The sequence below is a fragment of the Mesorhizobium sp. P171375 genome, from assembly GCF_057786075.1.
In genome coordinates, this window is record NZ_JBYNWF010000001.1 from 3,820,824 (window position 1) to 3,840,728 (window position 19,905).

Sequence of the window (19,905 nt, forward strand, 5' to 3'; positions counted from 1 at the left end):
CACAAGGACGATCGATACGAGCCAGCCCGGCATCCCGGTACCTCAATGCTGCGCGCATTATAGCCCATGGAACGGGCTGCACGAACTGCTTTTCTCAGCGGCACGAAGAACCCGATCAGAGCCATGATCAGCACCATAAGCCATCCGATTATGACCATCCGCCACGGGGGCGGGCGCGCTGCGATTGAGGCGCTCTATTGCGTCGGGACCCGGGCGGGGCACTGACAGACAACGGGCAGGCCGACCATCCGACGCTGTGCCCAATCCGGACAAGGCGACCCTCGCGAACGGCGACATCAACAAAGTGCCCCGCGTACCCGATGGTGACCTTGGCCTGAAATCCCGGCTTGGCTAGAGTTCGTAGCATGCTGAACGCCATTCACCACGTCGCGCTCATCTGCACCGACTACGACCGGTCGCGACGGTTCTACGTCGAACTCCTCGGCCTCGAACTGATCCGGGAGGTCTATCGGGAAGAGCGGCAGTCATGGAAGGCGGATCTGCAGATCGGGTCCGTCCAACTGGAATTGTTCTCCTTCCCTGCACCAGTGATGCGGCCGTCCCATCCAGAGGCGACAGGCTTGAGACATCTGGCATTTGCCGTGGCGAATCTTGATCCCGTAATTATGCGCCTGGAAGCCGCCGGCGTTGCCGTTGAGCCAATCCGGATCGACCCATATACAGACCAACGGTTTACCTTTTTCAGAGACCCAGATGGATTGCCGCTGGAACTCTACGAAGCCCCATAGAGAACGGTTAGCTTTCGCGACCACGTCATCGGAGGTGGGAACGCCACTGCCAGGGATTTAGCGAGCCGCCGCCTGCCTACGTTGCGTTCAGCTCTGCCAGGTAAGCATTCGGTCCCTGGGAGCCGCACGCCAACGCTAGACAACTACAGTCTGGTCCGCTTTGGCGCACCCCTCGGCACGCCAGAACCCGGGCCGGTTCACGGCGTGGCCGTAAACCCGCACTGCTTCTCCAGGAGTATGGTGGCCTGAAGGGCGACCCGAGAACACCAGGATTGGGGTCTTGAGATCAACGCAGCTTAACAAATTGGCAGTTCGATTGTCGCCGCCGGGCCATCGTCACTGCTAGTGCGTGCGGCGGTAACGGACGAAATAACCCTCCTTTTCGAGATCAATCCGCGTCAACCTATCGACCAACGAACGGAATCGGTTGTCCGTTTCTTGGCCGTCTAACGACGCTTTCTTCTCGATCAGCGCAGTGAGCAACTCTGCCAACTCATTCCGCAAGACAAGCTCCTCCTCGAAACCGGGCTCCGGCAACTTTGGCTCAGTGCAAAGCATCTCGTATAGTTTTTGCCGCCTCCATGGCAGGTTCCATTCGCGGAGCGCCGGAGAGGGGTGCCCATCTTGGTCGATATGAACGAAACCGAGGCTGTTGGGCCACCTAATCTCCCTACCGGCGACGTGCCCCACCGTCTTGCCGTTCGAGAACGCGTGGCACCCCCCGCATGTGATCGCTCCCGCCCTTGCCAGGGCCTCGTTTGATGAGACGCCTTTCGATAAGAGGTCCAACTGGGAAAGTGCTGCATCAATTCTCGGCTTGAGCCCTGAGGCCTCAAGCTCAGGATCGTCCTCAGAGTTCGAAGATATGTTCTGAAATTCGTTGAACCGGTTGTCGATGTCGGCACCGAACTCGTTCAACAGACTAAGCATGTAGGCCGCTATCGCTGGATCGTCGCCTGGCACAGGCGATGATGTAAGCTCGGGACTGAAAAGTTGAGGCAGGTACTGATCAACAAAGGCCTGCTGATAGGCTATGCGTTGCTGGTCCTGCGCTTTCCCGTCTATCGCGCCTTTACTGTCGTCGCGGTAAAATTCTGCCAAGGCATTTTTCTTCACGGTCTCGATTCGGAAGGCCGCGTCAGAGGTTTTCGAAGGAGGCACAATCTTCCATTCACGCAACTGCCAGTGCTCTGGGCCGTTAAGCGTAGCATTGCCGCGAACTTGCCCGTCCGGTATGCCGTAGTTCTTGGCCAGCACCGCTGCGACAAACCCTGAACCTAAGCCTTTGTAGTAAAATGTTTCAAGATCCGCCGCCATTTGCTGCTCGGCTTTTCCAGACAGACCGCTCCAGAATTCGGCAACCGGCATACAGCCGGCGATCCCGCGCTCGCGTTCAGGATTGGGTAGCACTGCCTCAAAGTTGAGGAAGAAGCGCCCCTCTCCCCCTGTCTGCAACCGGTACTTCATCGCGTATACGATCCGGTATTCGCCGCAGTTCGCCCCGTCGCGCGGGGCGCGGTCGAGGCGATTGACCAGAGCAACGGGTCGTAGCCCAGAATGGGCATCCAAGAGCATGTCAGCGCTTGGGATATTGTTATCCCGCTGCTTCTCGATGGCTATGGGCAGCATACTGTGGGGATCGGGATTGTTCTGCCGGTCAATGTCGTAAGTGTCGAGGAGAGTTTGCACGAGGCCGATGCGATTGGCATCTGGGTCAACTTCGAGGCTCGCTAGAATGGCATCGATGGTGCGCGCGAAGCTAAAATCTGCCTTCGAGAAGAAGGTTGGCCAATCTTCCAATGTCACGATCAAGGACTGTTTGATAACGACTTGATCGAGGCTCGCAGTGCATTGTCTTGCGCGAGCAACCGTTTCACAAGAGACACTGCCGAACAAAAGCGCGGCCAATGTGCCGGCAATACTACTCCGCCCTCTCATCGCCCCACCTTCGATGACCGGGTCAAAGGCTCCGCAACGGCGGAAGTTGCAGTGTGCCGCTTCCAGCGCTGGCGCACGTGCTATCTGCAACGTGTGAGAAGCATCAGCCCGAAAAGGAAGTTTCTTGCCTTGACTGGATCTTTCTCGTCCTTCACGATCTCAACAATCGCAGTGACGTATTTATCCAGATAGGCGATGTCTGGTACCTCTTTCCCGCTTGTCCATTGCTTGGGCAATGAAATGTTGTGCTTCGAACTTGAAGTCTTCTTCTGCAAGTCTTCCTTTATCTCAACCAGACAATTTCTATGGTTGATAGATTCCTCGCCTCCATCAATCAATAGGTGAGTAACATCGCATTTTCGACCCTTCGAATCTGTTCCCGCATGTTCCTGCACCAGATCAGCCCGGTCGTCGTCTTGAGCGCCGACGAACGCCTTAAAGTTTCCATTGTTTAAGATCGCCTTCAGGGCGAAATTGGAATATCCACATTTGCTCGGGCGCGTTGGATCGTCGTTGTCCTTAATGTATAGCCGTGCCATGAACGTGCCTCCCAGCCTGCCTCCCATTCTATGCGCCAGATCAACGGATCTCACAAGTGAGACGATGTGGAGTGAACCCCTTGGGCTGGACCACGAGGACTTAAAAAAACTGATACGCTCGATGGGGCAGCTATCCGCTAAACGCGTTCTGATAGCGGACCGACGGCTTCCGGCCCAAAATGCGAGATTCAGCTCTCGGTTCCGTGATGTCCGCTCGTGGCGCCGCTGACGCCTGTAGGCACGTTCTTGTTTTCTCGCCCGCCATCATGCCCGCCACCCGCCCGGGCGCGCCCCACCGCCCCCTCATTCACGGTGTGGTCGTGAACCCGCACTGCTTCTGTTCCATCTCGATCTGCTTGGTGATGCGGATGGAGTTCTGGGCCTCCGTCACCGAGCCGCTGTTGACGGTCTTGTCCTTCAGCGGCCTGACGGCTGCGCAGAGGTGGAAAACATGCTCCGTGTCGGACGTCGCGGCGCTCCGGCGCGATCCAGTACACGACATCCTGACCGGCGGGGTGTCCTTCGTCGCCTCAGCCGCCGTGGTGGAGTCGGTGGCGATCGCCTGCGCCTGGGCGGCGACTTCAGGCGAAAGATAGGCTGCAATGCCGAAAGAATCCCGCACACGGCTGGCGACGGGATGGATAGGCCCACCGAGCGTACCAGCGGTATCGGCGCGACTAGAGCGTTTCACCCGTTTCACGGAAACGGCGAACCGCTCTATCTCTTTGTTTTTGCGCAATTCCGGACGGAAAACCGATCACACTTTTCCTGGAATTGCTCTAGCCGCCTTAGCTGGATGGAACCACCATCGGTTGTGGGAGGCGGCTGATCCGATGGTATGTCCAAAGGAGGAAAGGGCAAAGGAGGAGTGCAGCAGCGCCGAAATCGAGCGCGCCCGTCGCGGTGCCGGCCCAAACAGCAAGTTTGCCGCCAATCGCCGGCCCCGCCAGCATGCCGGCATAGTAGACAGTGTAGAACACCCCCATCCCGATCGATCGAGTCCTCTGATCGAGCAGCCGCGCGGGCAAGCTCATAGTCGCGCCGGCAGGCAGGCCGCATACGACCCCCATGGCAATGATGAGGGGCAGCACTGGTCCGCTTCGCGACAGAACGAGCATCAGGAGTGCAAAGCCGACACAGCCCAGGGCGAGAACCGCGCCGCCGCGCTTGGTGCGATCGGTCAGGAAGCCACCCAGGGGGACCGAAAGGGTGGCCAGCCAAAGCACGATGCTGATCGTCGATCCCGCCGCAGAGTTGGACCAGCCACGCTCAACGAGCATCGACGGACCGAAGCTGAAAACCATTGCGAAGCCGACATTGTAAAGGCACCAGATCAGGCCGGCGGCAATGAGGGCATAGGTTGTCCCTGCCGAAATGCCGGAGCGTTCGATTCCGCCGGCGGGCCGCACCTCCGGCGTACGATAGACGAAGGTCATCAGGCCGATGCTGGCGATGACGAGCAGCGAAACGGCAACGCCCACGGCGGTCATCCCGAACGTCGTTCCGATTGCCGGCAGCAGGACCAGAGCGATGGCGATGCCTGCTGGCCACGAGTTGATGTAGATAGCCATGGCGGTTGCGATTTCCCGGCCGGTAAACCAGTCGGCGACCATCTTGGTCATCAGGACGTTCAGGAGGACACCGCCAGTGCCACCGATCAGCCGGCCGCCGACCTGCAGGTTCCAGGATGTCGACGTCGTCATCAGCATTTCACCCGCCAGCATCATCAGGAGGCCGGCGAGAACAGTTGCCTTGTCGCCATAGCGCCGGCCGATGGTCGCGCCGGGCAGGGCCAACGCCACTCCCGGCGCAAGATAGAGACCGATCAGAACGCCGATGTCGGCAAGGCTCGCACTGAGGCTGTCGCTGACCAGGGGCGCGACGGCGCCGACGCTCTGGAACTGAAACGCCATTGCGGTGCGGGCGACAAACAGGACAGCAAGGATCGTCCAGCGACTGCGCACGGTTCCCCCACGGATATTGCCAACTATTCGGGCCTGATATTCTGGTTCAGTCGGAAGAAATTGGTCGGGTCGTATTGCTTCTTGATGGCGGCGAGGCGCGCATAATTGGCGCCGTAGGCATCACGCACGCGCTCGTCACCCTCGTCACCGAGATTGTTGGCATAGACGCCGCCGGTTGAGAATGGTCTGACCGCATTCCACAGGTCGCGCGCCCAGCGGATATTTGTGTCGTCATCTGCCGGATCGTCCCAGATGGCGATCGGGAAGCAGTCAAGCGCCGCATCGCGGTTGGCATAGGGCGAGTGCGATGCCGGCACGCGAGCGATCGCGCCGCCGACCTGCTGGAAAACCAGCAGTGAGGAGTGATTGGGAGCCCTCGCGTAAGTGTCGAGCAGCGCCGCGATCACACCATCGCTGATCTCGCGCAGGAACTGCGCTTTCCAGTAATAGCGTCGCCCGCGTGGAAAGAGGCCATCGCCCGCCGATTGAATCTGGAGGTAAGGAATGGCCTGAAGCCGACTGTCGATGGGGGATCCGAATTTCATCAGCGGCGCAATGACAGGTCCGCCAGTTTCGGGTGGCCCGACATAGCAAGCCGAGATGCTGAAGGCTCGGTCGCCCGATGGCAGCGTTACGAGCGCGGCATCGACGCTCACCTCGTCCGGGGCGTCGCGGGAGAATTTGTCGTAAAACCGCATAGCCTGGCGCGCCTGATTGTAATCGTGAAGAACCGAGCCCACGAGAAGCGCCGGGCCGAGCGGGTGCAGCCGGTATTCGAACGCCGTCACGATGCCGAAATTGCCGCCGCCACCTCGCAAGGCCCAGAACAGGTCGGGATGCTCGCTGGCGCTTGTCCGCAACAGCCGTCCCTCGGCGGTGACGATTTCAGCCGCGATCAAATTATCGCAGCTCAGTCCGTGCTTTCGCCCGAGCTTGCCGAAGCCACCACCCAGCGTCAGGCCGGCAATACCGGTGTCGCCGTTCACGCCCATGGTTGTTGCGAGGCCGTACGCCTGTGTGGCTGCGTCGAACTCGCCGAGGGTCAGGCCGGCTTCGGCCCTGGCGATGCGGCGCACGGGATCGACGCCGATTTTCTTCATGCGTGATAGATCGATCACCATCCCATCGTCACAGACCGACAGGCCGGCGACGTTATGGCCGCCGCTGCGAACGGCCACGAGGCAGCCTTGCGACCTGGCATAGGTCACGGCATGCACGACGTCATCGGGATTGGCGCAAAAGACGATTGCCGCAGGGCGTTTGTCGATCGCCCCGTTCCAGACCCTGCGCGCCTGGTCGTAGCCTGCGTCCGTCGGCAGTACCACTTCGCCCCATAAGCGCTGCCGGAGCTGTTCGATCGCCGTGCCCGAAGAATGGGATCGGCCCATTAGAGTATCGCTCTGTCGGGGAAGCTCCATCGATATCGCCCTCGGTTCCGGCAGGACGATCGTCTCACAGGAAAGCAACCTTCTGCAAAAGCGAAATTCTTAGCTACTGGATGAGCAGAATTCATCTACACTGCCGGCATGAAGAACAGTCCGCCGCTTCGCGCCTTGCACGCCTTCGAGGCCGCGGCCCGGCATGGCAGCTTCAAGGTCGCGGCGGCGGAGCTAGGTGTGACACCGACAGCGATCAGCCACCAGGTCCGCCTTCTGGAAGAGATATGCGGTCGCAAGCTGTTCCAGCGCCGGCCGCGCCCGCTTGTGCTTACGAGCGCGGGAGCGCGGCTGTTTCCTATTCTGCGTAATGGCTTCGATCTTCTCGCCGGCTCCCTTGCTGCGGTCGCCGAGCCGGATGTCCAAGCGCCATTGCGGGTGACAAGCCCGAACGCTTTCGCCAGCCGATGGCTGGTGCCTCGCTTGCCGAACTGGCGAGAGGCCAATCCGGCCGTGCCGCTGGAAATCATCGGGACGGACGCGTTGCTCGATCTGCGCGCCGGCGCCGCGGACTTGGCGATCCGCTACACACGTCGCCCGCCTGTGGGCTTTGCGGGGCAAGAGCTGTGCCGCGATTCCTTCTTTCCCATTTGCAGTCCGCGATTGCTGGCCAGCGATGGGCGGGCGATCGAGCGCGCCGCCGATCTCCTGCGCTATCCGTGGATCCATTTCGACTGGATGAACCGAGATCCGGACGCTCCCACCTGGCGCCGATGGTTGGCGACGGCCCGCTCGATCGATCCGGACCTGATCCCGGACAAAGCCTGGGATTTGAGCTTCCGCGAGGAACTGCATGCGATCGATGCGGTTGTCGCCGGGCAAGGTATCGCGATCTTGAGTGACGTCGTGGTCGGCCGCGAGCTGGAAAACGGCTCGCTCGTCAAAGCGCATCCGTTGTCGTTGCCGGGCTACAGCTTCTATGTCGTGTGGATGCAGCACAGTCTGCGATCGGCGGTGATGGAGTCCTTCCTGGCGTGGATGAGGATCGTATTGTGAGACTGTCGGACGTCCGGAAGGCAGGTCCTTGTTTTCTCGCCCGCCTTCAGGCCTGCCACCGGCCGCGCCAGCCCACAGCCCCATTCACGGCGTCGTAGCCGTGAACCCGCACTGCTTCTGTTCCATCTCGATCTGCTTGGTGATGCGGATGGCGTTCTGGGCGTAGGCTTCCGTCACGGTGCCGCTGTTCACGGTCTTGTCCTTCAGCGGGCTGACGGCAGCGCACAGGTGGAAGACATGCTCCGTGTCGGACTTCGTGGCGCCGTTTTCCGGCGCGATCCAGTACACGATATCCTGGCCGTTGGGGTGGGCCGCGTCCTTCGTCGCCGCGGCCACCGTGGTGGAGTCGGTGGCGATCGCCTGCGCCTGGGCGGCGACCTCGGGCGAACAGGCTGTGGTCGGCTGTCCCGCCTTGATCTGGGCCGCGCACTGGTTCATGTCCTGCGTGTACTGCTCGACCGATGGGGGCTGGTAGCTGACCCCGATCAGCGTCGCCAGCACGGCGAGCACAGCGCCGACCCCGCCGGCAATTTTCTTGCTCTTCGGATCCATGTTCTTGTCGTTGAGGATCAAGAGAACCAGCGGCAGGAAGGCAATCAGCGTGATGATCGCGCCGAGCTGGTTCTGGACGAAGAACCTGAATGTGTCGGATTCGCGGGCCGGGTCCTTCCTGTTGGCCGCCTTCCAGAGCAGGCTGCCGGCGATGGCAAAAATCGCGATCCCGACCAGGATGCCGATCAGCAGCGGCAGGTTGCCTTGGTCGAACTTGTGCCGGTAGAGCAAGACAATGCCGGCGATCTCGCCGCCAATGGCAATGATCCACGACAGCGCGGCGAAAAGCCGGAGGCGCGTGGCGCCGGCCTTCTGGCCCTGCGATGCTTGCCAATCCTTGGTAACGTCTGCGGCCGGCTTGTTGTCGTCAGTCATGACCAGGTCCCCCGATATCGACGCTTTTGCCGGGCGGCGTCATATCGAAAGGCGCCCGGCGCAGCGTCATTGAACGAACGTCGCCTGCCTCAGCGCGAAAGCGCCACGGCAGATCGTATCCCAATCCTTATTGCGCATGAGGGGATTCGTCCATAGCCACGGGGGCAGGGGCGGCGATGGTAGTGTTCCACGCGCTCGATGGGTCGCCCGGCAGCCGGCAGGGCAAACGCATATGGGTTTTTGTGAAGAGGACCCCCACCCTAACCCTCCCCACAAGTGGGAGGGAACGCTGCCGCATGCCCGCCCTTTTGGCGTCGAACCCAAGCGATTTGCGGAGATCAGCGCCGACCAGGTCTCCCTCCCCCTTGTGGGGAGGGATTAAGGGTGGGGGTACGTGCCGGGCAAACCTTCGGGACGTTTCATATGTGAGGTATTCGCAGGGCGCCGCTCAGATTGCGATTGCCCTGCGGCAGCCGCACCGCGCCACTCACCCCGGAAAGATCGTAAACCCGCCGTCGACGCGGATGACCTGCCCGTTGATGAAGCGCGCGCGGGGGCCGGCGAGGAAGGCCACCGCCTCGGCGATCTCTTCCGGCTCCGCATAGCGGTTCAGCGATTTCTTAGCTGAATCCATGCGCTCCGGATCGACCGTGCGGGTCGCCTGGAAGCGTGCCGTCTTGGTGGCGCCGGGGCTGACCGCATTGATGCGCACGCCGTCGTCGATCAGTTCCTTGGCGAGGCAGCGGGTATAATGCACGACCGCGGCCTTCAAGGTGGAGTAGACGACCTCGGGCGAGCAGCCGAGATGCGCCGCCGCCGAGGCGATGTTGATGACCGAGCCGCCGCCGCGCTGCTTCATGGGCGGCACGAAAGCCTGGCAGACCAGCATCGTGCCGATCAGATTGTTCTCGGTCAGCACGCGTATGTCGGCCAGTTCGATGTCGAGGGCGTTGTTGGGGTTCGGCTTGCCGCCCTTGGCGCCGATGTCGCCGCCGGCGCAATTGACCAGCACATGCACGTCGCCGAGATCGGCCTCGATCTTGCGCTTCATCTCGGCCACCGCCTTCTGGTCGCCAATGTTGCCGGTCACCGAGGTGATCTTCGTGCCATGCCGCTTCAGCCGCTCGACCACCTCGCCGAGATTGGCGAACTCGCCATATTTGGCCGGCGCTGTCTCGTCCATGTCGTGGATCGCGACATTAGCGCCGAGTTCCGCCAGCCGCTCGGCCATCACGCGGCCCAGACCTCGGCCGGAGCCGGTCACGAAGGCGGTCAATCCATCGAGTTCACGTGCCGTCATCAGATCTTCTCCATCAAACCAAGGTTGCGCATGTTGGCGGCGCTGCGCCGGATCATGTCGAGCTCATAGGAAACCAGTGAAACGTCGTCTTCGCGCTCCCAGGGGGTGCGGTAGTCGGCATCGTCGGGCAGCCGGTTGCGCTGCGCTGCCGCCAGGCAGGCGGCAAATTCGCGCGCCGTCTTCGGCGGGTAGCCGTGCCACCAGTCGTCGCTGAGGAAGCGGACGTGCCGCGCCTCCAACGCGCCGGGTTCCAGAACGGCGGTCATGCGATCGTGGTGCTGGCCGAGAATGGCAAACAACTCGGCAAACGGAACCGCCCCATCGCCGATGGCGCAGCGGATCAGCCGGTAGCCTTCGGTCGTGAACTGAACGCGGTAATCCTTGAGGTGGACATGGCGGACATAAGGGGCGATCCGCCGCGTGAAATCGAGCGGCGCTTCGCCGACCGGGAAGGTGTTGCCGGTGTCGAAGGTGACGCCGACGCCTTCGCCGCCAAGGGCGCAGAAATCGACGATTTCCCTACTGGTGAAATCCTGGTGGTTCTCGATCGCGAGGACATAGCCTTCGGCATTCGCGCGGGACCCCCATTCCTGCAACCTGTCTCGAATGATGCCGGCGAACTCGCTCCATTTCTCGCCGGCGGCGTTGCGGTCGCCGCATAGAACCGGCGTCAGCGCCGTTCGGATGATCTTGGCCCTGAGCAGGCGTGCGGCCCGAAACGCGTCGTCGAGCGGTTCGCCCACCAGCAGGCCCCCGCTGACGATCGGCGTGATGCCAAGGCTGGCGAGCCGTTCGCGCAGCGCGATCACCGCGTCGTCGGAAAGCTCGCTCAGCCATGGCACCCAGATCTCCAGCACTCGCGCGCCGAGTTCGCTCGCCAGCGCGATGAACCCTTCGAGCCCGGCGGGCCTGGGATTGGCGCGTGGCGTGCCGCGACCCTGGAGGCCGAGATGATAGGTCAGGCCGTAGGGGTTCAGGCCGACCTCGAGCATGAAGCGATCCTTTGGTTGGGTCATCGCAGGCCGGCATCCACGGTGATCGACTGCTTGGTGATCATGCGGCTGTCGTCGGCGGCGAGGAACAGCACGGTGCGCGCGATCTCGTCGCCGAGCAGAACCCTGCGGATCATCTGGCGCTGCACGACCTGGTCGACCGACGCCTGCGTCTTGAACCAGAGCTGCCGTTGCCGGTCGGTGATGACGGCGCCCGGCTCGATGGCGTTGACGCGGATGTTGTCGGGGCCAAACGCCTGCGCCAGCGCGAAGGTCAAGCCGACCACCGCGGCCTTGGCCGCCGCATAGGGCGCCATCTGTGCCGCGCCGGAACGCCAGGCGATCGAGGAAAAATTGACGATCGAACCAAAGCCCAATTCCTTCATATGCGGATGCACGGCCTGGGCGGCAAAGAACTGGTGCCTGAGGTTCACGTCCTGGGCGTGGTCCCAGGTTGCCTGCGTGATGTCGGTGACCGTTTGGCGATTGTCGTCGGCGGCGTTGTTGACCAGCACCGCGACAGGTCCTAGGCGCTCGCGCACCGTGCCGATCGAGGCCTGGAGGGCAGGGATGTCGGTCACATCGCAGCGCATGAACAGCGGCGCGTGCGGCGCCGTGGCGGCGAGTTCCCGCGCCAGCGCCTCGCCGGCCTCGTGCTGCAGGTCGAGAAACGCGACGCGTGCGCCATTGGCGGCGAAGGCGCGGACCGTGTCGGCGCCGATGCCTGAAGCGCCGCCGGTGATCAGCACGACACGATCGGCCAAGCTCGGATAGGTGGCGAAGGACAAGGAGGAACTCATTTCAGGTCAGGTCAGATCAGGCGTTGGGTCGTCGGGTCGAACAGGCAGGCCCGCGCCATGTCGATGCCCAGCGTCACCGTCTCGCCCATCCGTGGCGTGCCGTCGGGGTCGAAGCGACCGGTGATCTCCTTGCCGCCCAGGCGCAGAACGGCCATGGTCTCGGCACCCGTCGGCTCGACCAGTTCGACCACGGCATCGATTTGCGCGATGCCTGGCTTGCGGCGCGCAAGATCGGGATCGAACCGGTAGATGTGCTCCGGCCGGATGCCGAGTATGAGCTGTCGCGGCGTATCGGATGGGAGCGCCTGGACGATCGGCAGGCTGGCCGTCTTGCCGTCGGCGGTCTGCAAGGCAACAGCGGGGGGGCCGCCTTCTTCGCTCAGTTCGGCCGGCAGAAAATTCATGGCCGGCGACCCCATGAAGCCGGCGACGAACATGTTGGCCGGACGGTTGTAGATCGTGGCCGGCTCATCGAATTGCTGGACCTCGCCCTGATGCATCACGGCGATGCGCGATGCCAGCGTCATCGCCTCGACCTGATCGTGGGTGACGTAGACCGTCGTCTTGCCGACGCGGTGATGCAGCTTCTTGATTTCGGTACGCATGTCGACGCGCAGCTTGGCGTCGAGATTGGAAAGCGGCTCGTCGAACAGGAACAGTTTCGGATCACGCACCAGCGCCCGGCCCATCGCGACGCGCTGGCGCTGGCCGCCTGAGAGCTGTCCGGGCTTGCGCCCAAGCAGCGGTTCGATCTGCAGGAAGGCGGCAACTCGCTTGACGGCCTCGTCCTGCTGCGGCTTCGGCACGCGGCGGCTTTCCATGCCGAAGGTGATGTTCTCGCGCACCGTCATCGTCGGGTAAAGCGCGTAGGACTGGAACACCATGGCGATGTCGCGGTCCTTCGGCGCAACCGAATTGACCAGCCTTCCGTCAATGCGGATCTCGCCGGAGGTAACAGATTCCAGCCCGGCGATCATGGCCAGCAGGGTGGACTTGCCGCAGCCGGACGGTCCGACCAGCGCGATGAACTCGCCGTTCTGCGCCTCGAGATCGATGCCCTTCAGCACCTCGACCGCGCCGAAGTTCTTGCGCAGGGATCGGATGGTCAATGTCGACATGCGATGGCCTTCTTCCGGGACGGGACGATCGGCGATAGGAGACGGGCTCCGCTCACTTGATCGCGCCTCACTTGATTGCGGCTCATTTGATCGCACCCTGGGTCAGACCGCGGACGAAATACTTGCCGCCGAAGAGATAGATCAGCAGCGGCGGCAGCGCGCCGATCAGCACGGCGGCGCTCATGACATCGTAGGCGCGTACATTGGTGCCGCTTGCCGTCAGCGCCACGAGCGCGGCGGTGATCGGCTGTTGCTGCCCGGAGGTGAAGACGACACCGAACAGATATTCGTTCCAGATGCCGGTGAACTGCCAGATCACCGTGACGATCAGGATCGGTGAGGAGAGCGGCAGAATGATCTTGCGGAAGATGCGCCAGAAGCCGGCGCCGTCGATGCGTGCCGCCTTGATGAGATCGTCGGGGATACTGACGTAGTAGTTGCGGCAAAACAGGGTGGTGAACGAAATGCCCTGGATGACGTGGATGAGGACGAGCCCGTAGACCGAATTGCTGAGCCCCAGATTGCCGAGGATGAACGCCCACGGCATCAGTGAAATCTGGCCCGGAATGAAGACGCCGAGCAGCATGCAGGTGAACAGCGCTTCCGAACCCCTGAAACGCCATTTCGACAGGATGTAGCCGTTCATCGCGCCGACCGCTGTCGAGATGATCGTCGCCGGGATCGTCATTTTCAGAGAGTTGTAGAAGTTGCGCTGCATGCCCTCGCAGGTGCCGCCGATGCAATAGGTGCTCCAGGCCTGGCCCCAGGCGTCGAGGCGGAAGCTGCGTGGCAGCGAGATCAGCCCGTTGCGCGCGATCTCTTGCTGATCGCGAAATGAATTCAGCACCACGACCAGCAACGGGATCAGGTAGATCGCCGCGAAGATAACCAGCAGCCCATAGACGACGAGGCGGGTGAGGAAATGCCTCCGCGCCGCAACCGTGGCGGCGCGATGATCGAGCGACTGGTCCAGTGAGACGTCAGCCATGGCCGGCTTCCTTGCGCCGGCGCCAGACCACCCAGAACGAATAGGGCACCAGCACCACGGCAACAGCGGCAAGCATCATGATGGCGGCGGCCGCGCCTTCGCCGATCTGGCCGCGTTGGAACATCAGGTCATAGACGTAGATGGCGGGGAAGGTGGTCGAGATTCCCGGGCCGCCTTTGGTGAGGGCCGCCACCAGGTCGAAGGTCTTGATGGCGAACTGGATCTGGATGACGGCGACCGCCAGGAAGATCGGCGCAATCGTCGGCAGAAGCACTTTGCGATAGATGCGGAAGGTCGATGCGCCGTCGATCTGCGCCGCCTTGACGAGATCCTGATCCACCGAGCGCAGACCGGCCAGGAAGAGCGCCATGGCAAAGCCCGAGGCTTGCCAGACGCCGGTGATGATCACCGCGTAGATCGCATAGTGCCGGTCGCTGGCGAGTGCGAAACTGAAGCTCGTCCAGCCGAAACCACGCACCATCGCCTGGATGCCATCGACCGGGTTGTAGAGCCAGCTCCAGACCGTGCCGGTGACGATGAAGGAGACGGCCAGCGGATAGAGGAAGATCGTGCGCCAAGCCGCTTCGCCGCGCACACGCTGGTCGATCAGGATCGCCAGCAGCAATCCCACGGCCATAGAGCCGACAATGTAGAAACCGCTGAACAAGAACAGGTTGTTGTAGGCGATGTTCCAGCGCCGGTTCGCCCACAGCGACGCGTAATTGTCCAGGCCGACGAAGCCGTAGGTCGGCAGCAGCGAGGAGTTCGAGAGCGAGATGTAGAGCGTCCAGCCGGTGAAGACGAAGACGTAGACGAAGCTCGCCACCAGCGAGGGGCCAAGCACCAGCAAGGGCATCGCGGAGCCCAGCCGCTCCCGCCAGGGGCGGGCGGGCGCAGGGACCGACAGGATCAGGTCGTGATTTGACATTCAGAGTATGGGACTGGCAGGGCGCGGGACTGGGATGGCGGATGGCCGGGTGCGGATAGACATTGCGCCCGGCCGTTTCCCGTCTATTTCTGTGCTTCGGCCGCGTCGGCCATCGCATTGGCGCCGTCCTCGGCTGACATGTCGGGCGTCGCCACGAACTCGGTGATGGAGTCCATGATCGCGCCGCGCATCTTCTGCGGGATGGTCATGTTGTGGGCCATCGAGCGCACTAGCGTGCCGTCCTTGATCGACGCCTGCAGATCCTTCTGCGACAGCTGCTGGCACGGATTGAAGCCCTTCGACAGATCGATATCCAGGCGTGCGGGGATCGAGCCCTTGGCCTGGTTGAAGACCGTCTGGAAGTCGGGCGACAGGATCAGGCTGGCAAGCAGCTTCTGGCCGTCGATGTAATCCTGGTCCTTCTGCTTGAAGAACACCACCGAGTCCGAGTTGAGGATGAAGCCGGGTTTGCCCCAGTCGGTCGGCGCCTGGGCGCAGACATAGTCGGTGCCTTCCTTGAAGCCGGCCGCGGTCAAAAGGCCGATGGTCCAGTCGCCCATGATGTGGAACGCCGCGTCGCCCTTGCCGACGAGCGCCGACATCGAATCCCAGTCGCGGCCGACCATGCCCGGATCCATGTACTTGCTCGTCATCAGGCGCATCTGCTCGAAGGCCTTGACCATCCCCGGGCTGCGCATGGCTTCGACATCGCCTTCGACGAAGGCCTTGCGATAGAGATCGATATCCTGGCCGTAGAGCACGACCTCGAACACCGTCGAATCCGTCCAGTCGGCGGTCGAATGCGAGATGCAGATCTTGCCTGAGGCGACGATCTTGTCACAGGCCGCATTGAACTCGGCCCAGGTCTTGGGCATTTCCGCCACGCCCGCGGCCTGCATGACCTTGGGCGAGGCCCAGAGCCAGTTGATGCGGTGGATGTTCATGGGAGCGGCGACCCATTTGCCGGTCGGCTTCATCACCGGCAGCAATTCCGGCGCGACCACTTTCTCCCATCCTTCAGAGGCCGCCAGCTCGTCGAGATCGGCGGTCATGCCGGTCTCGTTCCACTCGGCGATTTCCGGGCCTTTGAGCTGCACGGCAGGCGGGGCATTGCCGGCGATCACGTCGGCACGCAGCTTGGCCAGCGTATTGGCCGTATGACCGGCGATCGAGGTCTGTTCCCATTTACCGCCCTTGGCGGTGAACATCTCGCCGAGCTTGGCGATCGCCTGCGCGTCCGATCCGGTCGCCCATTGGTGCAAAAGGTTCGTCTTGGGCTCGGCGAAGGCTGCCCCGGCGACAAAGGTGCACGCAGCTGCAGCGACCGCGAAGGCGGTCATAACGGATTTCATGGTTTCACTCCCACATATGGTTGCACGGTTCGTATCGACCGCTTATGGCCGCGGCTTGAGGCCGCTGCCGGCGAGATGCGTTAATCTCGAGTTCTTTCCAAGATGACATATTGGAGCTATCAGTCAACGATGTTTATGTTGATCCATGACAAAACCTTCGCTTAGAACCTGGCTGATCGACCGACCGTCCGCGTCGCCGGAGAGCATGATCGTGCGCTGCCTGAGCGAGCGCGGCGTACTCTCGGCGTCGCAGATCGCACGCGTCACCGGTCTGGCGCGCTCAACGGTCTCAACCGCGCTCAACGGCTTGAGAAAGTCGGGGATGGTGATCGAAGCTCCGACCAGCAGCGCTGGCATCAGAGGTATCGGCAGGCCAGCCGCGGCCGTTACGCTCAATCCGACAGCAGGCACCTGCGTCGGAATTCACCTGGCTCTTCAGCAGATACGGCTCATCGTCGCTGATGTCTCGCATTCCGTCATTGCCGAACAAACTATAGCAATGGATCTCGACTACCAGCCGCAACAGGCGGCCCAGATGGTCAAATCGGCAATTGCCCAATCTTACAAGGAAAACGGTCTGCCAGTGGCTGGGCTCCTGGGGGTTGGGGTTTCCGTCTCCGGCCCTGTCAGCCGCGATGGAGTGGTGCTGCGCGCGAGCATGGTTCCAACATGGGCCGGCGTCAACATACGGGATGTGTTCGGACCCGTCCTGGAACAGCCGATCTTCGCCGACAATGAGAGCAACTGCTCGGCCATTGCGGAGCTGATGTGGGGCGCGGCCGTCGGCCAGGACGATTTCGTGCTGTTCAAGATCGATCTGGGTGTCGGCGGCGCAATTGTACAGCATGGCCGGCTGGTGACGGGCATCGCCGGCGGCGCCGGCGAATTCGGGCACATCAGCATCGATCCCGGCGGCGATCTTTGCCGGTGCGGCAATCGCGGATGCCTGGAGCTCTATGCGAGTTTTGCGCGGCCGCTGGAACAGATTTCGCGTGTCGTGGGGCGGCAAGTCACAATGGACGATGTCATCACCATGGCCGAAGAGGGCGACGTCAGGGCGTTGCGGATGATCGAGGATACCGCCGAGATCGCCGGCCGGGGTCTCGGCCTGATCGGCTCGGTGCTCAATCCGCCGCTTATCATCATCGGCGGCCACATGGCTTTAGCGGGCGACATTCTGTTGACGCCGCTTATCGCCTCCTATGAACGCCACACGCTCATCAAGTCCCGCGATATCGCCCCGGCCCTGCGCACGCGCATCATCGTTGGCAAGCACACCGAAAACGATTCACTGCTGGGCGCGGTCGGCCTCGTGCTGCGACACCAGACGAAGGAACTGTCGCTCGGTTGATCGCAGCCTCAGGCCAGGGTCGCGTGCTCGTTCAAATCAATTGCACCTATCCGCAGCCTTGAGCGCTTCGGCACGGGACGATTTGGGCAAATCCGCGATCCGTCGAACAGCGGCGTAAAACCTTGGATAATCGCCCGAACACAAGTCGAACAAGCGAAGAAAGGCCGGAACCTGTTCACCGTAGACAGACGTCGCGGCGAGCTTTGCGTTGTTGATCGGGGCAGCGAACCAGGCGTCGTATCCCCGGTATCCGGCCCAGTCTTTGTCGCGCATCTGCCGGTAGCGCATCCGCAGCCTGTCGATCGTGGCTGTTTTGGCTGCCGCCATCTGCTCCGGCGTGCGGGGACTTGCATAGACCTGCCTTAACTCGTCGCGCGTTTTCGACACCAGTGCGAGAAAATCGGCGCTGCGCTTGCGATCGGCTTCGTAGCGGCGCAATCCGGCCCGATCGCCGGCGGCGCGGAGCCACTTCCTGACGCCGGTGGTTTCGACGGCAACGGCGAAAGCCTCGTTGAATGCGGAATCGCCATCCACATAGAGGCGCTGATGCGCCAGTTCATGAAAAACAAGGCTTGCCAGATAGGTGTCGTCCTGACGCAGCATGGTGCTCAGCAGCGGGTCACTGGACCAGCCCAGCGTGGAATAGGCGGTGACGCCCGTGACATAGACGTCCAGCCCCTGTCCATGAAGCTCGACAGCGCTCTCGGTCGCCGATTTCCGGGAGAAGTAACCCCGGTATGGAACGCAGCCGAAAACCGGAAAGCACCATGTTTGTGGCGCGAGCGAGAATTGCGGCGCGGCAAAAACCGCCCAGGTCACCGCATCCCGGTGGATGTCGACATAGCTGCGGTAGCTGCTGTTGTCGGGCAGCGCCAGCTCATCTGTCGCAAACCGTCTTATGGCGCGCGCCGACGTCAGCTTGGCGCGCAAGGCGACAGGCGTCGAAGGATCATGAATGAGTTTCCCGACATTCCTGCGCGCGGCCATGATCTGTACATGGCCCTCCAGCGACTGCGCGTAATAGGAAATGCTTGTGCAGCCGGTCACCCCGGACGCCATGATCGCCGCGGCAAGCATCCGAAGAACGCGCTTCACAGTTTGCCCACCCTTGCTCGTCGCCCCATGCAGCGATGTCTCGATCCTCCGCTCTGAAACAGGCGCACCGATTTTCGTCAAGCTCTACAGGGGCAGCGGGTCGGACTTTCGACTTTGGTTGGGTTGGCAATGCGGCCATTCGCCTTCGATGGACGCAAGTCCACCGGTATCGGCGGAGCCGCGAATCTGTGTTAAGCCGCGCTCAACCAACCAAAGGACGACAGCTGTGAGCGAACCCAGCGTGGCCCAGGCGACCGAGAGCATCTATGCCTCGCTTCGGGCGGACAATGCCGACATCGACGCCCATATCGCGACGCTCAAGGCTGCGCTGGCTCGAGAAGGAATAAAACAGGCGGTGTTCGATCCAACCAAATTGGCGCAGAACAACCGCCAGGGCCGCAAGTTGATGCAGGCTTATTTTCGGCAGCGCGGCGTGAGCGTAAGTTTTTCGGACTAGCAGAGTCGCGCGCGTCGACTAGCTGCCGACCATAGTTCAGACCGGAAACGCCCGCAGTATTGCCTTGTAATTGGTGAAGCGCTCCTTATCGAATAATATTGAGCGCAATATTGCAGTTGCCGCCGCCGCCATTTGAAATGGCCTGGCCCCAAACGTCCATTGCTGAATCGGCGCGCGGCAATCGGCTGCCTCACGAATCAACTTAAGTCAAGAGATACCGACTTGCGAGCCGGGTATTTTGCTGACATGCTCTGTTTTTTATGGGGTTTTGCACCTTGGCAGGTGCTCAAATGGAAGGGCAAAAGCATGGCAAAGGAATCTACGAATACCGTTTCTTCGGAAAAGAAGGCGGACGCAAATCTGATAGGTAACGCAGAAGGAAACGGGCTGAACTTCCTGGGAGTCCAGGCTCGCGAGAACGGGGCCCCCGGCGACGCTGTAGGTGTCGACAAGATACGCGATCTGCTGTTCGGCAACCAGATGCAGGACTATGACCGCCGCTTTTCCAAGCTTGAAGAACGAGTCTTGCAGCGCTTCAAGGATGTCGAATCCGAGGCCAAGCGCAATCTCGAAATGTACGAGTCGAATGCAAAGAAGCAGATAGATTCGCTTGCGGGGCAATTGCGGAGCGAAAAAGACTCACGAGCCGATGCCGACAAGGAGATCGATCGGAATCTTCGCGAGCAAAATCAGGCCCTTGAAAAGCAGGTGCGCACTTTGTCGGATCAATTGAGCGCACTTGAGCGCGACGTTTCGGACCGGATCAATCGAAACGATCATTTGCTGCGTGAGGAAATCAAGCAGAAGAATGAAGGCGTTCAGATGCTGATCGAGAAGATGTTTGCCGATCTCAGCAACGTCAAGACCGACCGAAATCTTTTGGCCGGCCTGTTTGTCGAGGTTGCAAAATGTCTGAATCAGGATCCTGTCGGGAGCAAGAGCAACTCGGACCGTAGCTGGAAAGTGAGTTGATGG

General features: G+C 61.6%; 19 protein-coding genes. 5 read left to right on the plus strand and 14 right to left on the minus strand.

Annotation, left to right across the window (positions count from 1 at the left end; all coding sequences use genetic code 11):
• The first annotated feature begins 365 nt into the window (after positions 1-365).
• Positions 366-749: an SMU1112c/YaeR family gloxylase I-like metalloprotein gene (gene gloA2, locus ACYHH6_RS18380; RefSeq protein WP_112561848.1), complete on the plus strand. Its 384-nt coding sequence runs from the start codon at positions 366-368 to the stop codon at positions 747-749.
• 342 nt (positions 750-1,091) lie between these two features.
• On the opposite strand, the gene ACYHH6_RS18385 is transcribed toward gloA2, so the two are convergent.
• The 5 genes from ACYHH6_RS18385 to ACYHH6_RS18405 all read right to left on the minus strand — a co-directional run bounded on the left by ACYHH6_RS18385 (position 1,092) and on the right by ACYHH6_RS18405 (position 6,578).
• Positions 1,092-2,777, minus strand: a complete 1,686-nt coding sequence (locus ACYHH6_RS18385) for a hypothetical protein (RefSeq protein WP_352587768.1) — start codon at positions 2,775-2,777, stop codon at positions 1,092-1,094.
• Complete coding sequence (locus ACYHH6_RS18390; protein ID WP_352587771.1) at positions 2,768-3,226, minus strand: hypothetical protein; 459 nt, start codon at positions 3,224-3,226, stop codon at positions 2,768-2,770. Before ACYHH6_RS18390 ends, ACYHH6_RS18385 begins: the two co-directional genes overlap by 10 nt.
• 307 nt (positions 3,227-3,533) lie before the next feature.
• Positions 3,534-3,917, minus strand: a complete 384-nt coding sequence (locus ACYHH6_RS18395; RefSeq protein WP_352587774.1) for a hypothetical protein — start codon at positions 3,915-3,917, stop codon at positions 3,534-3,536.
• A 97-nt stretch (positions 3,918-4,014) separates the two neighbouring features.
• Positions 4,015-5,190, minus strand: a complete 1,176-nt coding sequence (locus ACYHH6_RS18400) for an MFS transporter (protein ID WP_352587777.1) — start codon at positions 5,188-5,190, stop codon at positions 4,015-4,017.
• Positions 5,191-5,213: 23 nt separating this feature from the next.
• A complete protein-coding gene (locus ACYHH6_RS18405) occupies positions 5,214-6,578 on the minus strand; it encodes an FAD-binding oxidoreductase (protein WP_352587780.1) in 1,365 nt (454 codons plus the stop codon).
• Between the two features lie 138 nt (positions 6,579-6,716).
• On the opposite strand from ACYHH6_RS18405, the gene ACYHH6_RS18410 reads away from it, so the two are divergent.
• Positions 6,717-7,622 carry a LysR substrate-binding domain-containing protein gene (locus ACYHH6_RS18410; RefSeq protein WP_352587783.1) on the plus strand — a complete coding sequence of 302 codons (906 nt, stop codon included), beginning with the start codon at positions 6,717-6,719 and terminating at the stop codon, positions 7,620-7,622.
• A gap of 84 nt (positions 7,623-7,706) precedes the next feature.
• On the opposite strand, the gene ACYHH6_RS18415 is transcribed toward ACYHH6_RS18410, so the two are convergent.
• The 8 genes from ACYHH6_RS18415 to ACYHH6_RS18450 all read right to left on the minus strand — a co-directional run bounded on the left by ACYHH6_RS18415 (position 7,707) and on the right by ACYHH6_RS18450 (position 16,027).
• Positions 7,707-8,549: an SLC5/6 family protein gene (locus tag ACYHH6_RS18415; RefSeq protein WP_352587786.1), complete on the minus strand. Its 843-nt coding sequence runs from the start codon at positions 8,547-8,549 to the stop codon at positions 7,707-7,709.
• A 487-nt stretch (positions 8,550-9,036) separates the two neighbouring features.
• Positions 9,037-9,849, minus strand: coding sequence for an SDR family NAD(P)-dependent oxidoreductase (locus ACYHH6_RS18420; protein WP_352587789.1), 813 nt, complete (start codon positions 9,847-9,849; stop codon positions 9,037-9,039).
• Positions 9,849-10,865, minus strand: a complete 1,017-nt coding sequence (locus ACYHH6_RS18425) for a sugar phosphate isomerase/epimerase family protein (protein ID WP_352587792.1) — start codon at positions 10,863-10,865, stop codon at positions 9,849-9,851. Before ACYHH6_RS18425 ends, ACYHH6_RS18420 begins: the two co-directional genes overlap by 1 nt.
• Complete coding sequence (locus ACYHH6_RS18430) at positions 10,862-11,629, minus strand: SDR family NAD(P)-dependent oxidoreductase (RefSeq protein WP_352587795.1); 768 nt, start codon at positions 11,627-11,629, stop codon at positions 10,862-10,864. Before ACYHH6_RS18430 ends, ACYHH6_RS18425 begins: the two co-directional genes overlap by 4 nt.
• 23 nt (positions 11,630-11,652) lie before the next feature.
• A complete protein-coding gene (locus ACYHH6_RS18435) occupies positions 11,653-12,759 on the minus strand; it encodes an ABC transporter ATP-binding protein (protein ID WP_352587798.1) in 1,107 nt (368 codons plus the stop codon).
• Between the two features lie 82 nt (positions 12,760-12,841).
• Positions 12,842-13,747 (minus strand): carbohydrate ABC transporter permease, encoded by a 906-nt coding sequence (locus ACYHH6_RS18440; RefSeq protein WP_352587801.1) that lies wholly within the window; start codon positions 13,745-13,747, stop codon positions 12,842-12,844.
• Positions 13,740-14,675, minus strand: coding sequence for a carbohydrate ABC transporter permease (locus ACYHH6_RS18445; RefSeq protein ID WP_352587802.1), 936 nt, complete (start codon positions 14,673-14,675; stop codon positions 13,740-13,742). Before ACYHH6_RS18445 ends, ACYHH6_RS18440 begins: the two co-directional genes overlap by 8 nt.
• Before the next feature lie 83 nt (positions 14,676-14,758).
• The gene (locus tag ACYHH6_RS18450) at positions 14,759-16,027 is read right to left on the minus strand and encodes an ABC transporter substrate-binding protein (protein ID WP_352587805.1); all 1,269 of its coding nucleotides are present in this window, start codon (positions 16,025-16,027) and stop codon (positions 14,759-14,761) included.
• 145 nt (positions 16,028-16,172) lie between these two features.
• Here ACYHH6_RS18450 and ACYHH6_RS18455 point away from each other — a divergent pair, with 145 nt between their 5' ends.
• Positions 16,173-17,378 carry an ROK family transcriptional regulator gene (locus ACYHH6_RS18455; protein WP_352587807.1) on the plus strand — a complete coding sequence of 402 codons (1,206 nt, stop codon included), beginning with the start codon at positions 16,173-16,175 and terminating at the stop codon, positions 17,376-17,378.
• Between the two features lie 36 nt (positions 17,379-17,414).
• Here the strand turns inward: ACYHH6_RS18455 and ACYHH6_RS18460 are convergent, their stop codons facing one another.
• Positions 17,415-18,455 carry an aminopeptidase gene (locus ACYHH6_RS18460; protein ID WP_352587888.1) on the minus strand — a complete coding sequence of 347 codons (1,041 nt, stop codon included), beginning with the start codon at positions 18,453-18,455 and terminating at the stop codon, positions 17,415-17,417.
• 244 nt (positions 18,456-18,699) lie between these two features.
• Here ACYHH6_RS18460 and ACYHH6_RS18465 point away from each other — a divergent pair, with 244 nt between their 5' ends.
• Both ACYHH6_RS18465 and ACYHH6_RS18470 read left to right on the plus strand, forming a co-directional pair.
• Positions 18,700-18,930, plus strand: a complete 231-nt coding sequence (locus tag ACYHH6_RS18465; protein ID WP_352587810.1) for a hypothetical protein — start codon at positions 18,700-18,702, stop codon at positions 18,928-18,930.
• Between the two features lie 306 nt (positions 18,931-19,236).
• Complete coding sequence (locus ACYHH6_RS18470; protein WP_112561868.1) at positions 19,237-19,902, plus strand: hypothetical protein; 666 nt, start codon at positions 19,237-19,239, stop codon at positions 19,900-19,902.
• Positions 19,903-19,905 lie beyond the last annotated feature (3 nt).

Coding starts and splice junctions, on each gene's coding strand:
- gloA2 (WP_112561848.1), top strand. CDS start 366: ATGCTGAACGCCATTCACCACGTCGCGCTCATCTGCACCGACTACGAC.
- ACYHH6_RS18390 (WP_352587771.1), bottom strand. CDS start 3,226: ATGGCACGGCTATACATTAAGGACAACGACGATCCAACGCGCCCGAGC.
- ACYHH6_RS18405 (WP_352587780.1), bottom strand. CDS start 6,578: ATGGGCCGATCCCATTCTTCGGGCACGGCGATCGAACAGCTCCGGCAG.
- ACYHH6_RS18410 (WP_352587783.1), top strand. CDS start 6,717: ATGAAGAACAGTCCGCCGCTTCGCGCCTTGCACGCCTTCGAGGCCGCG.
- ACYHH6_RS18415 (WP_352587786.1), bottom strand. CDS start 8,549: ATGACTGACGACAACAAGCCGGCCGCAGACGTTACCAAGGATTGGCAA.
- ACYHH6_RS18420 (WP_352587789.1), bottom strand. CDS start 9,849: ATGACGGCACGTGAACTCGATGGATTGACCGCCTTCGTGACCGGCTCC.
- ACYHH6_RS18425 (WP_352587792.1), bottom strand. CDS start 10,865: ATGACCCAACCAAAGGATCGCTTCATGCTCGAGGTCGGCCTGAACCCC.
- ACYHH6_RS18435 (WP_352587798.1), bottom strand. CDS start 12,759: ATGTCGACATTGACCATCCGATCCCTGCGCAAGAACTTCGGCGCGGTC.
- ACYHH6_RS18440 (WP_352587801.1), bottom strand. CDS start 13,747: ATGGCTGACGTCTCACTGGACCAGTCGCTCGATCATCGCGCCGCCACG.
- ACYHH6_RS18445 (WP_352587802.1), bottom strand. CDS start 14,675: ATGTCAAATCACGACCTGATCCTGTCGGTCCCTGCGCCCGCCCGCCCC.
- ACYHH6_RS18450 (WP_352587805.1), bottom strand. CDS start 16,027: ATGAAATCCGTTATGACCGCCTTCGCGGTCGCTGCAGCTGCGTGCACC.
- ACYHH6_RS18455 (WP_352587807.1), top strand. CDS start 16,173: ATGACAAAACCTTCGCTTAGAACCTGGCTGATCGACCGACCGTCCGCG.
- ACYHH6_RS18460 (WP_352587888.1), bottom strand. CDS start 18,455: ATGCTTGCCGCGGCGATCATGGCGTCCGGGGTGACCGGCTGCACAAGC.
- ACYHH6_RS18470 (WP_112561868.1), top strand. CDS start 19,237: ATGGCAAAGGAATCTACGAATACCGTTTCTTCGGAAAAGAAGGCGGAC.